The sequence below is a fragment of the Nitrosomonas sp. Nm84 genome (assembly GCF_003201565.1).
Lineage (GTDB): Bacteria > Pseudomonadota > Gammaproteobacteria > Burkholderiales > Nitrosomonadaceae > Nitrosomonas.
In genome coordinates, this window is sequence record NZ_QJJP01000005.1 from 101,650 (window position 1) to 114,797 (window position 13,148).

Consider the following 13,148-nt stretch of genomic DNA (forward strand, 5'->3'; position numbering starts at 1 on the left):
GGCACGATGAATGGTTCTTTGATGATGAAAGATAATAATGAAAAAGAAAGCCAAGGCAAGCAACGTTCTGTTTTCTTTGGTCAAACAGAAATTATCTATGTCGTTAATTTTTGTGAACGTACGACATTAGCCATTCATGTTTATCCGGATGGCAAGGTGATGGTTGATGCACCCATCTCAGCCAATGAGCAAGCTATTGCAGATAGAGTTAAGAAAAGAGCGCCCTGGATATTTAAGCAAAAATTGAAGTTTGAATCCTATCCTCCTGCTCTTTCTCAACGGCAATACGTTTCAGGAGAAACACACCGTTATTTAGGGCGACAATACCGACTGAAGGTGGTGGAAGGAAAGAATGAGAGCGTCAAACTTTTGTATGGCCAATTATTCATAGAAACAAACAATCCAGAAAACCGATTGCGTGTAAAAACGCTTTTGCAGCAATGGTATCGCTTGAGAGCCAGAGTGGTATTTTCAGAACGTTATGAATTTTGTACTCAGGAGGTCGCTAAAGTTGGTATTGAGCATGATCAAAGCATCCATCTTCGCTTTATGCCTAAACGGTGGGGAAGCTGTACAGGTAAAGGCAATATTATTCTGAACCCCGAACTGATCGCGGCTCCGAAAGATTGTATTGATTATGTGATTACGCATGAGCTTTGTCACCTGAAAGAGCGTAACCACAGCCAGGTGTTTTATAAATTACTGACTGCCGTGATGAAGGATTGGGTATTGAGGCGTAAGCGGCTCAATGAAATGGTTGAGGTTAGGTTTGTTTAAGGTAGTTAGCCCAAAGACAGTCGTGGTTTTGCGCTTGATCCTACACAACATTTGATATCTTTGTGTAATATCAAAAGTAATATTTCAGCAGCAGTATACTTTTACCAACTTGCACTATATTAAGTGATAAAATATTTCTGTTGGTCTGATCATATTGATGCCGGATCTGTTAAACAGTTGCTCCCGAATTCATGCCTATTCGGAGATCCAGGAGCATTGTTAACCAAGGATGAAGTCCAGACAATTGTTGGGCGCTAATAAACAAAATGCTCTAAAGTTTCACGGTATTTATCTGTTTAATCAACCATCATAACGACAAGCTTATCCGTACCGCGAATTAAAGCGATTCTGAGCTTCCTGTAAAGCTATTTGAACTTGTAGGAGCTCTACTCACACAGTCAACGTTTACAATTCAGCGCAAATGCGGAACGCAATTAATCGTCTTCATACTGAAAACAGCATGCCTTTAACTTAAGGATTTATGCTTTTGAATATGTTTCTTTAATGTGATTTTGATCGCTCGCCGATATTCTGGTAATTTGCTTGATGATTGGATAAGTCTTATGAAGGAAGCCAGGAAACTATAAAAACGGGAATAATTTCCTGGCTGGAGGTGGTTTTATGAAAGCTTACTGTTGCACTGATTTAATCGGCCGTTAGGACTAAAATAATGGATGATCCACGAATTATCTCAGCAATTGTCAGTGGCGTCGTTGCGCTTCTGATCGGCGGAATTACATCACTGCTTAATTTATGGCGCATTCGAAAAGAATTCAAACAGGCAGATCGACGAATCTCAGAGGAAATTGCACTAGAACTTGTGAAACAACGCATCACATACTATGAAAAATTGATCGCCGATCTACGCGTAATCTCCTCAAAGGAAACTCAAGGCCAAGACGTTGAATCTCTGAGGACAAAAGTAAATAAAGTAGTCAATTCACTACAGACGCACATTTTCGGCAGATGTGGATTGATAGCAACTCATGAAACGCGTGAGACAATATTGCGACTGAGAGAGAAATGTATTCGATTTCTTAGCGGCAGAAATACGACTAGTTTTGAAGAGATTAGGAAAGCTTCTTGGGAGGTACATCAGATGCTCCGATCTGACCTTGGACTGTCGCAACCTAATTTATTGAGCGCCATTGATCGCTTGCATTCTGAGGAGTTAGCAGGCAAGGAAAGTGAGATAGAGGAACTTTTGGCAAAAATTCATCATAATGATTGGAAATCCTAATTTTTCCGTTCGTTCCTCACTCCAAAAATCCCATTGAGCCCATTAGAAATGGAATCGAATGAGTTCTCATAAATTACATATAGCAGGAAAGGCGGTTGGGCTACACGGTAGTTTAATTGACACTGACTTTAGAAAACAGAGGGTTCTTTGTTCTGATCCGTGGGAGTTTGTGGCCTTATGGCTCAAACGAGATCACCAAAAAGGAGAGCATGCAAAACCGGGGGAGGCATTCATAAAAGTAGACTCCAAGTAGTAGAAATATAATAACATTCATTAGATTTTATCTGTGTTCATTTATAATATGTAAAAGCATCAAAGTGAGACTGGTATCCCCTTCGGCGCTATAATTGATCGGCTTTATCGATTCAATTAAACGGGTTAAAATCACAGAGTGAAGCTATGCCAGAGCTCGATTCAGTTCATGTTTATCAACTGAAAGTTTGGATTCAGGAAATTAGTCCAATGGTTTGGCGGCGCTTGTTGGTTCGCAGTGATAGCACAATAGCCGATCTCCATTACATAATTCAGATCGCAATTGGCTGGGATGATGTGCATCTGAATCGGTTCCACATCCGTGGCAAGGACTTTGGGGTTTACCATGATGGCGGAATGGGGTTTGCCGATAATCCTGAGCAAGTGCTTCTTTCCGCTTTTAGTTTTCGAACACGCGAACGTTTTCTCTATGAATACGACTTTGGTGATGCTTGGCTGCATGAAGTTCGTATTGAAAAACGTCTTCCGCTCGATCCTAAGCGAACTTACCCGGTCTGCATCGATGGCAAACATGCGGCGCCGCCGGAAGACTGTGGTGGTGCGCCGGCTTATATGCAAATACGGAAAGAACTCAAATACCGCGCACTGTTTAGCGGCAGTGGAATGAATGATGACTTTGACGACGAAAACGACAGGGAAGACGAAGAGTTGTCGGACTATCAATCGTTTGATCCGGATAGCTTTTCCCGCCGCGAAGTTAATGCTCGTTTACAGCAATACGAGAGGGGCGACCGCGATTGGCTATTTTCATCCTGAAAGGAGAAAGCCATGAAATTCAAGATTCAATTGATCACCCAAGGTGAAACAGGTGAGACAATCCATGAACTGGTTTGCCTGGAACGGGAAACTGAGGGGCTCGAGGCAATCGGTATATCCTTAGCCGAGGCTAAGGATATACTTGCTAACCTACAAAAACAGGTTGTTGAACAACAAATTGCAGCTTTCCTTTCCAATCGACAGCAGTGTCCTAACTGTACTCAGGCGTTCCGTCATAAAGGCCAGCATCCGGTGGTATTTCGCACGTTGTTTGGGAACCTGAAGATTCCCAGCCCGCGCTGGTTCCAGTGTAATTGCAAGCCGCACAAAACCCGTACATTCAGTCCCCTTGTCGATTTGCTCACCGATCACTGCTCACCCGAGCGCTTGTATCTGGAAACGAAATGGTCAGCACTAGTATCTTTTGAGCTTGCTGCAAATCTGCTCGAAGACATATTGCCTGCCGGCACCCACGTTCGCACGACCAGTGTGCGCAATCATCTGCAACGCGTGGCCAGGCGGACCGAAGCTGAGCTTGGTGAGGAGCGGTTTGCATATATCGAAGGTTGCCCGCGAGATTGGGCTGCATTGCCTCGTCCTGCGGCACCACTCAACGTCGGGATTGATGGTGGTTACGTGAGGAACTGGAATGACAAAAAGACTCACTTTGAAGTGATCGTAGGTAAATCCATTCCTGAAGAAGGTACCAGTAAGTGTTTTGGCTTCGTGCAATCCTATGACGACAAGCCTAAACGACGGCTCTTCGAGATGCTTAAGGGCCAAGGCATGCAACTGAATCAGCAAATCGTTTTTTTCTCTGATGGCGGCGATACTGTACGTAATCTACAGCTCTACCTTAATCCGGAAGCCGAACACCTGCTGGATTGGTTTCATGTCACGATGCGTTTGACCGTACTTAATCAGATCGCCAAAGGCTTGCCGATGACGTTTGAGGATGAAGAACAACGGTACGAATTGAGAGAGCCTACCTTAAAATCGATTGAAAGTATCAAATGGTATTTATGGCACGGCAATACCTACGAAGCACTACAGCATTTGGAAAGCTTGGAAATTGATCTAGACGCGGCGGTCGATGAGGGAAATAAAAATTCGGTTATACGTAAGCTATTGCGAGCGGTTGAAGAATTTCATACGTACATTACCAACAATCAAGCATTTATCACGAACTACGGTGAGCGCTATCGTCAGGGCGACCGAATCAGTTCAGGCTTCGTTGAATCAACCGTAAACTATGTCGTTGCCAAACGCTTTGCCAAGCGGCAACAAATGCAATGGAGCCCGAAGGGTGCACATTTACTTTTGCAGATGCGAAACAGGGTGCTCAACGACGAATTGGAGAAAACATTTAGAGAGTGGTATCCCTGTTTTCGGGTGGAGCACAATGACGTGCTCAAAAAGGCGGCTTAGCCTCCCCCGGTTTTGCATGCTCTCTAGAATAGATAACAAAAACTGAAGCAGTTAATACGATTATTGGATAATATCTACGATTGATGCGCTTCATGATGTTCAGCGCACCTTATTATTTCGGACTGCAATTTTATATAGAAACAGATTTTAAACAATATAAATGACTAAAATTCTTTCTAATTCTTAGTATTGATAAGATACCTAATTAAATTATGTGTGTCATTAACTATTTTTGTTAATACTTGCGTAGATAATTGATGGTTGAAATGATCCAGAATATAATTCAAGGTATTAAGTGCAGAAAATCTTTCTCCTATCTGACAGAGAAAATAGCCTTTATTGTACAGAGCTTTAGCCACAATTTCTTGCAAATTGGTATGTTGTGCACTTGCATATTCTTCCATGATCTGATCGTAACAATTAATTCCTTCCTTGATTTTATTTTGTTGACAGAGAACATTGCCTCTATTAAAAAGTGCATTGGCAACTTGTATCTGTAGACTAAAAGCTGGGTTAGATTGAAATCGCTGAAGGACCTTATTATAGAATCTAATTGCCGTTTTAGTTTGCTTTAGACTTAGATATGCATTACCCTTATTAACTAGTGCTTTAGCTACAGATTCCTGCAAATCCTCTTCCCTTGAGTCTTTAAAATTCCGTATGATCATGTTATAGAATTTGATTGCTTTCTTGGGAAGGTCTTGCTGATGAAAAATATATCCTTTTTCAATATGTATCTTTGCAACATATTCTTGTAGACTAGGTTCTTTTGTATTACCTAAATACTTTAAGACTTTATTAAAAATACCAAGAGCCTGATCAAATTCATTTAACTGTATAAAGGTTATGCCACTGTTATAAAGTGCTAAGGAAAAGTGTTTTTTATATCCGGGAATATGCTTGTTTTTTGTAATGTATTGACAAACATCGTTGATGAAATCAAATCCTTTTTGATATTCTTTTTTATGAAAGAATATTCTTGCTAGAGCATTCAATGCAGTAGCTACTTGTTCTTGCAAATCAGGTTCTTTATTATCCTCGAAGTGCTCTACAAGTTTTGCATAGCATTTTATTGCGTTACCAGTTTCATCTAGCTCTTCAAACGCTTTCCCTTTGCCAATAAGTGCTTCGGTTATTTGAACCTGCATTCCGATTTTTTGTGTGTTATTTTGATACTGTACAACATCTTCATAACAATCTATCGCTTCGCGAAAACGACATTTATTAACCAAAGCAAGGCCTTTATTATTAAGAGCTATCGCAATTTGTTCTTGGAGCAAAAAGCTGTTTGTATTAATGAAGCGATTGATGACTTCATCATAACAATCTATTGCTAGTTGAAATTCATGGCTTAATGCAAATGCACTGCCTTTATTTATGTAAGTTATTACAATCAATATCTCGGAAAATGGATATTGGGCATATGCATAACGCTGTATTACAGTGTCATAGCATTTTATAGCTTCGTCTATTTGCATTAAATTTCTTAGAAAAAGGCCTTTGTTGGATAAAGCCTTGGCCACATATTCCTGAAAAACTGATCCTTTCTTATCACCGAAAAGCTTCACGAGGTAGTCATAGCACTCAATTGCTTCATTGATTCGATTGAGTTCAAAAAGTGTGGTGCCTTTATTAAAAAGCGCAATAATAACCTGCTCCTGCATAACAAGTTCCTGTGAATCCAAGAAATTATTTGCTATTTCTTCCCAGAGCATTACAGCAGAGTTCATGTTGTTATAAAAGCGAAGTGCATATGCGAGTTGATTAAGACCTACTATATCGCTATGTTTCGTTAGACTTTCTGCCAGTCTTTCCATGTCCGTTTGTAAGCTGCGGCCTTCTGGATAATAAAATTCACTTTCAGGTTTATTAATATAAGCAGCCTCTGGAATGATAGGATCTACATCTCTTGGAGACTTGATAAAGCCATTATTGACCAAAGTGTTCAAGCAGGCACGTGTTTTTGCTATATCAATGTTTTCTTCATTATGATCGAATATATCTTTAAGAACTGTTCTTATTCGTTGATGTGTTAAAGGTTTTATGAATGCAGCATACAACAATATGATTGAGCGTAAGCAGTTCTTTTCCAGGTCATTCATATGAAAAGCAAAGCGTATATGCATAAATTCAAAATGCTTATGCATACAGATTGAGCCGAGAGTCGGAAATTCGCGTGTTTCCGTTTCTCCGATGGCTCTCTTTAATTCTTCTTTTTGATCCTTTCCTGCAGGTTTTAATGTTAATTTGTGGTCAAATAACTGATAAAAATTATGCAATTGTCCTGTATTTGAAATAGCATCTTTAAGCTCTGGTCCATTTCGGCATGTTGCAGCTAGTACACATTGCTTTGTAATTTGCTTCAGGCGACTAAATAGATTATTTAAATCATGCGTATTGCTGTTGTAGTCACTAAGATCATCAAACAGCCACAGCACTTTCCTTCCTTCGAGCAACCTTAATGCCTCATCACTGGGCGATTTATTTGTAAGTAACTGAATAACTAAAAAATCATTTAATTTGCGCGTAACTTCGAATAAAGTGCGAGTTTTGCCCTCGGTTGGATTGCCGATTAAAAGTATGCTGGAGTCTTGCTCGAGTAAGTAGGCTAGATCTTGTTCGTCATAGAATGCGTTATTTTCAGAGATTGTGTCGTACGGAATTGCCTTGCGATTAATATACGTAATGAAGTAGGGGCGATCCGAATTGTTAAGTTTTTCACCAGGTTGAGTCTCTCTAAACTGAAAATCTGCCGGTGTTAAGTGACTGGTTTCCTTAATTAACCGGTATTCATTCTCAAGTTCTTTTTGCGTTAGATTTTTTAAATGATCTTTACTAAATAAGGCAAATAGTGTTATGAAAAATAGAGTAAAACTAAAAACGATTGAGTCATTGAATAAATCTTTTGTGTGCTCTGCGAAATGAGTGATAAATAACCCGGAAAAAAATATTCCCCAAAAAATATAGAGTATGTTTTTAGTTATTTTCATTAAAAATTAATAAGACAGATAAACAATGGATTATTTATCCAAATAATCCATTGTTTTTTAGACTGATGTCGTACTGCAGTGAAAATGGCGGCCTGATTTGAAAAAAATACACTCCACTTTTTTATGCTCTCCATATTTTCTTGACGTTATTTGTTTCTGGTGACGATATCTTTTTTAAAAATACCTTCTTTAAACGTAGTGTAAACGGATGGTTTGTCTATTGCGAAACTACCACTTTCTGAGACTTCATCTATCGTTTTATTGAGGAATTTATATAATGCGTCACCAGGTGATACCTTTGTGTTTAGTGCATCCTCAAAGTGTTTTTGTGCCTTATCCTCAAATTGTTTCCGCATTCCTATAACAGCCACTTTGTTTTCTAATATTTTTTCACCCTTTACGAATACTTCTAGCATTCCATCTACTAATTTTTTATCCATTCTATAAACATATAATTGGTGTTGATTAGTTGCAGGACAATGGACGCCAGCAATGAATTCTGTGTGCATATTCTTAATCGATTCAGGTGTTAATTGATACTTTCTTGCAGAAGATATTGCTTTATTAATTGAGTACTCAATAATGTCTAATATATATTCTGCAGTAAGAATCTTGTCGTAATGACGATCAAGAAACATCTCAGTGCTCCAAGTCATATTTTGGGCACTCTTTAAAATATTTTCCTGACAATGCATTTGAACAATATACTTTCCAGGTTCATCACTATTTGGCCCGTATTGATAACTAATCTGTAGCTTGCTAAGATGTTCTGTAATGTTATTTAAAACGTGACTTGCGATAAGTGTGCTTCCCGCAAATGCAATAAAGCAATTTGATTCAAGGTAAACTTCAAAATAGTCGCGGAATTCTTCACGAACAAAATAAGGTTTCCATAGTTTTATCGCGACTGGATGTATCTTTCGAAGCCCACTAAGTATTGGCGTAACACCATTTGAGCCCATTACGGTTATTACAGAATCAGCAACAGCAAATAGTCCATCTACTCCTAGCTCTGATTCCATATCACCCCAAACTTTACTCCAGGGATCTTCTTTAATTTCGTATCCTGCAATGATTAGTGTCATTATTTCTATTAAAACATTTGTAATAATGCGGAAATAGTATTTATTTCGCTCAGATTGTAATGTACAAATAATTTTCTAATAATAATGCATAAGCTATACCCCAGATCAATGAATTCATATTTAAACCGATTAAAGGCCTAAAAAGCACTTAAGCATTATTAGTTTACTAGTCTTCTAGCCCAAGGGTCGCGCCGCCGACCGGCGCGAAGGGTAAGACCCCAATAGGGGCATGTTGCCCGTTCCCTACCGTGATTCTTCTTTATCCTGACTTCCTCTTATTGCTAAACGCAGTAAATTTATTTTTATAAGATATAATTTTGAAATTGTTTCGGAATTATTAAACGCATAGTGCTTTTATTCGTGTTGATAGACCGTCAATATTGAGGTGTATATTGAAGAATAATTTATTGATTGCAGCGAATAATGTCAATGGACGTGTTTACAAGCCGTCCGGGAGCTTGCTATCGGTAGGGGAAATGTCAGAAGCCGCTTGCTAGTAGTAGCAAGTATTTTATTGCCACTACGAATTGACGAATTTCCTGCGGATCTTCAAAGAGTATTTTGTGGCATTATGAATCAGATAACAAAATATGAACCTGTCGCCAATGAAGGAAGAATAGAAGCAACTTTATATCGAATTAGGAACTCAACAGGCGAGAAAATTGCTATACGTATTTTCATTATTCATGCCAAGCTTCAAGAAATCCGCGGCCATTCTTATTTGTACTTACAATCTTGGTCGTAATGTCAGGATGCAATTTTTTATATTTATTAAAATTAATAACTTATGTTGGTAACTCATGTTTTGGGAGATTGTCCAAAGTGTAGAGGAAAGTTGCAATATGGAAATGTAACTGTAAAAGGATTTGGTGTTCTCCGTGGATGTGAGAACTGCAGTTACAGTATCACAATCCCCCTCCCTAAAATTAAAAAAAAGATTCTTTATCTTGATCAGTTCTTCTTTAGTAGCGCATTCAAGAAGCATGATCCTAGATTTGTTAAAGCCGCTGGGCGAATTCGTGAGATTTCAGCTAGCCAGCTTTTAGTTGTCCCTTTCTCAACAATTCACGAAGATGAAACACATCAGTGGAGAGGCTTCGACGGCAAGAATAAAGAGGACTTAATGGAATTCATAAAATCCACTTCACGAGGCCATCAGTTTAAGCTGGCCTATGACGTGGAGGAATCACAAATTCTTAAAGCATTCCAAGTATTTCTTGCCAACAAGCCGGAGATATTCGATCTTGAAGAGCGTATTGCTATTGATCCCGATGTTCATGAGTGGGACGATTACTTTAGAATTGATGTAGGTCGCTATTTGGGTGATATTGAATTAATACGTAGCCTAAAGAATCAGTCCGTCGAGACTCTTGTCGACCTTTTCCCCGGCTGGAGGATATCTACAACCACTTTCGATCAAAATGTTAAGCTTGAAATGCAGGAGGCTGCAAAGAGCTATATGGAATCTTATTTTAAATATATAGCTCGTATTGCATCTGGTGATGTTAACGCTCTATTTGATTCGCCAATTACTTCACAAGTCGTTCAATTACTACTTTTCTGCTTTTCTAAAGAAATTCCTCAAGATCAGCAATGGAGGAAAATATCTGATTTTTTTATTTCACCACACTTCTCGGAGATACCGCATCTATGGATTTCTGCGAGAATTTTTGCAGTACTTAAAAAGAAACTGAAACAAGGCGCATACACAAATCGAGATCGCGCGCTGACACATTTTAAGGGTTTTTTTAAGGATATTAGTCATATTGCCACGTATGCTCCTTACTGTGACGCTTTTGTAATGGATAATGCAATGGCATCTATCGTTGCCGATCCTGATATTCATTTAGAAAGTAGATACGGAACAAAAATTTTTAGTCTAAACAATTGGGAGCAGCTTTTTATATGGCTGGATGATTTGGAAGCCAGTATGTCTCAAGAACATCGTGAAGGTTTGATTGCAGCTTATCCATCGACTTCGCTTTAGCATGAATGCGATTATTTTAAATAATATATAACAAGTTACCATAATAATAATCGGGTTTATATTTCTTTTTGCCTGCCGCTAAATACCTTTTAATTTTAACACTCTGAATTCTCCTGAATGAACACCTATGTTTTCGAGACTTAACAATTTTTATTGGTTCATACGATATACACGTAACAGTTCAGAAAAAAGAAAATATTATCGCTATGCAGCAAAGGAAAAAAAACGCCTGATTGAATCAGGCGTTGATATGGAATATCTAAGACTTTATTGCCGAGCGCTTAGTAGCCGACAAAATCAGCACGTCGAGAGTAGGTTAGAATGTTACCGAAAAGACCATTTTGTAAGTAATTGAATATTAATACTATTATATTTCTAATTTAACATAAAAAAGATTATCGGCAATTGAGATTATTGATACTAAGCATTTGATTATAAATTAATAACCAGTTGTTTGATAATCTATAAGCTAAAAATATAACAAGTTTTTAGGATAAAAATCCGCTTCCCGATTTTAGTTTTCCGACTTACCCAACGATCAACCATTGACGGCTAAATGCTTAGTCATAATGTCTTAAAACGCGAATTCCCATCCTTTACTCTTCATAAATCAGAACTTCTTTGAATAACGCCCAAGGCCTTAACGCGATCTAACAGATCATTAGTCAAAGTAATCAGTTCTTTAAGTAATTGTGCATCAATATCCATATGCCCTTCATACTCGGCAAGGTTACGGCGGCGATGGCATTGATCCAATACCCGACATTTATCATTTTCCAACCCGACGGTATGCTGCAAGCATTGAAAAACAATATAGCGCTTATCAGAGCGATAGCCGTGCCAACGTAGAGCAGCCAAAGCCAATGCATGTGCCGCTCCATAAGCCAAAGAAAATTGACTATCTAATGACAAACCTTGCAGCTTGACATCCTGCAATTTAGTGGTGGCTGCCAATACCATACCATCAAACTCCACTTGGTTGGGCGGCTCACGATTAAGCGCTTTTATGGTAACGAGATTATCTAATGCTTCCATTAACTACTCGCCTTTCATTCCTACTGTTATGTAATCGCCCATCAACCACAGCTTGGGTTGTTCCATAACACGTGTAATAAAAGGCTGATGATTATTTTTCCGGTCAGTAAATTCTGCAACCGTATACACGGTCGGATTAATGGTCCTGCCCAGTTGTTTTTCTGCGGGTGCTAAAAGCCCCATTATTTCGCTATAACTCACATTATCACCAATCAACATCAGATCAATGTCACTAGCTGCGTGCTCGGTGCCTTGGGCTATCGAGCCATAAATAAAAGCACTGCTTAGTTGTGGCAACAGCGGCGCTAAAGCTGTCTTGATAATATCCACGACCCCAAACGTTTTTTGAGTAATTGCCTTTAATTCATTAAAGATCGGATTATCTGCATTAGCCTGGTAATGGTTCTGGTTACCTTGGCGAGACACCGTCAGCAGGCCAGCCGAACATAATTTTTCTAGCTCTCGATTCACAGAACCCTTACCTACAGCGGCTAGCCGCACGATCTCGTTTAAATAATAGGTTCGCTCGGGTTTGCCATACAGCAAACCCAATACTCGTCGTTGGGTTTTGGTAAACAGGGCATCACCAATAGCAGAACTGCTCATCACTTACCTATCAAAAAGTCCCATTATGAGTACTATAGACCCCTTTTTGAGACTTATCAAGAGAGTTTATGCTTCTGTCATGGCTCATGCCAGTGAAATTGGTCCATATTCGATGTCCCAGCTCATCGAGGTGATGGTTCTCATCGACCGCAAGATGCAATTTACGCCAAGTGCGCCGGGCCGCAACGTCATGCTTTTCCTGGTGCCAGTCGTCCTTGCCGTAAACCTTGAGACCGGTTGAATCAACAATAACAAGACTACCCGGTTCCATCGCTTTGGTTAGGGTATGCTGAGGTAACTTAATGCTGCGCCTGGACAGGCTACTGAAGTCAGGAATGGTGATGTCAACTTTCATGATACCGGCAAGCGAGTTCATGAAACCTTCGGTTTGACGTAAGGGCAGATGAAAGACCTGGCGGATAAATAGAGCTGTTTCTATGGCGAGATTAGAATATTCCTGCGGCCTGCCTCGAGCTCCCGTTCTGGTGGGGCGCCACTCAGCAATTGCCGCTTCCGTAAACCAAATCGTGATATCACCCCGTCGCCGCAATCCGTTGTTATACTCATGCCAGTTCGTCACTTTATAACGAGATTCTTCGATCTTATGACGGCGACTTTCGTTGTGTTTATAAGGCATTGGCTTCTCTGCAGGTGAAATCCTGCAGAATTATGCCAGATGTGCCATCTTTTTACCGACAGTTCGATTTATTCAACAACGCCAGTCAATATGAGTCTACGCAAAGTCAGCAAAAGCCGTGGATCGTTTCCTAACGATGAAGCTGTGATCAAATTGTTCTATTTGGCACTCATTCAATATCGCCAAAAAATGGTCTATGCCACTAAGAGATTGCAAACCTGCACTCAATAGGTTTACTATCCAATTTAAAGAAAGAATGCCTCGGCATTATTAACCGCCGTTTACACAAAATCAAGGACACCCTCCGTTTCGGCATGATCCTGGCTAAAAGTTA

General features: G+C 39.5%; 10 protein-coding genes and 1 pseudogene. 6 read left to right on the forward strand and 5 right to left on the reverse strand.

Annotated features, from left to right (window positions below; translation table 11 throughout):
• Positions 1 to 6: 6 nt before the first annotated feature.
• The 4 genes from C8R34_RS04475 to C8R34_RS04495 all read left to right on the forward strand — a co-directional run bounded on the left by C8R34_RS04475 (position 7) and on the right by C8R34_RS04495 (position 4,474).
• Positions 7 to 777 carry a M48 family metallopeptidase gene (locus tag C8R34_RS04475; RefSeq protein ID WP_207896441.1) on the forward strand — a complete coding sequence of 257 codons (771 nt, stop codon included), beginning with the start codon at positions 7 to 9 and terminating at the stop codon, positions 775 to 777.
• A gap of 670 nt (positions 778 to 1,447) precedes the next feature.
• Positions 1,448 to 2,017 carry a hypothetical protein gene (locus C8R34_RS04480; RefSeq protein WP_110338253.1) on the forward strand — a complete coding sequence of 190 codons (570 nt, stop codon included), beginning with the start codon at positions 1,448 to 1,450 and terminating at the stop codon, positions 2,015 to 2,017.
• A gap of 399 nt (positions 2,018 to 2,416) precedes the next feature.
• Complete coding sequence (locus C8R34_RS04490; protein WP_110338257.1) at positions 2,417 to 3,046, forward strand: plasmid pRiA4b ORF-3 family protein; 630 nt, start codon at positions 2,417 to 2,419, stop codon at positions 3,044 to 3,046.
• Between the two features lie 12 nt (positions 3,047 to 3,058).
• Positions 3,059 to 4,474, forward strand: coding sequence for an ISKra4 family transposase (locus C8R34_RS04495; RefSeq protein ID WP_110338259.1), 1,416 nt, complete (start codon positions 3,059 to 3,061; stop codon positions 4,472 to 4,474).
• Between the two features lie 176 nt (positions 4,475 to 4,650).
• Here the strand turns inward: C8R34_RS04495 and C8R34_RS04500 are convergent, their stop codons facing one another.
• Together C8R34_RS04500 and C8R34_RS04505 are read right to left on the reverse strand one after the other, a co-directional pair.
• Positions 4,651 to 7,464, reverse strand: coding sequence for a tetratricopeptide repeat protein (locus C8R34_RS04500; RefSeq protein WP_110338261.1), 2,814 nt, complete (start codon positions 7,462 to 7,464; stop codon positions 4,651 to 4,653).
• A gap of 146 nt (positions 7,465 to 7,610) precedes the next feature.
• On the reverse strand, positions 7,611 to 8,549 hold the full coding sequence (locus tag C8R34_RS04505; protein ID WP_110338263.1) for a hypothetical protein: 939 nt from the start codon (positions 8,547 to 8,549) through the stop codon (positions 7,611 to 7,613).
• A gap of 787 nt (positions 8,550 to 9,336) precedes the next feature.
• On the opposite strand from C8R34_RS04505, the gene C8R34_RS04510 reads away from it, so the two are divergent.
• The gene (locus tag C8R34_RS04510; protein WP_132467065.1) at positions 9,337 to 10,536 is read left to right on the forward strand and encodes a hypothetical protein; all 1,200 of its coding nucleotides are present in this window, start codon (positions 9,337 to 9,339) and stop codon (positions 10,534 to 10,536) included.
• Positions 10,537 to 11,139: 603 nt separating this feature from the next.
• Here C8R34_RS04510 and C8R34_RS16850 read toward each other — a convergent pair.
• The 3 genes from C8R34_RS16850 to C8R34_RS04525 are packed head-to-tail and all read right to left on the reverse strand — an operon-like array spanning position 11,140 to position 12,814.
• A complete protein-coding gene (locus tag C8R34_RS16850) occupies positions 11,140 to 11,571 on the reverse strand; it encodes a hypothetical protein (RefSeq protein ID WP_097107503.1) in 432 nt (143 codons plus the stop codon).
• Between the two features lie 3 nt (positions 11,572 to 11,574).
• The gene (locus C8R34_RS04520; protein WP_110338267.1) at positions 11,575 to 12,177 is read right to left on the reverse strand and encodes a nucleotidyltransferase domain-containing protein; all 603 of its coding nucleotides are present in this window, start codon (positions 12,175 to 12,177) and stop codon (positions 11,575 to 11,577) included.
• A gap of 10 nt (positions 12,178 to 12,187) precedes the next feature.
• On the reverse strand, positions 12,188 to 12,814 hold the full coding sequence (locus C8R34_RS04525; RefSeq protein WP_110338269.1) for an IS5 family transposase: 627 nt from the start codon (positions 12,812 to 12,814) through the stop codon (positions 12,188 to 12,190).
• 84 nt (positions 12,815 to 12,898) lie between these two features.
• Between C8R34_RS04525 and C8R34_RS16855 the strand changes: the two are divergent.
• A pseudogene (locus tag C8R34_RS16855) lies at positions 12,899 to 13,088 on the forward strand (IS256 family transposase); the annotation flags it as partial.
• Positions 13,089 to 13,148: the final 60 nt, after the last annotated feature.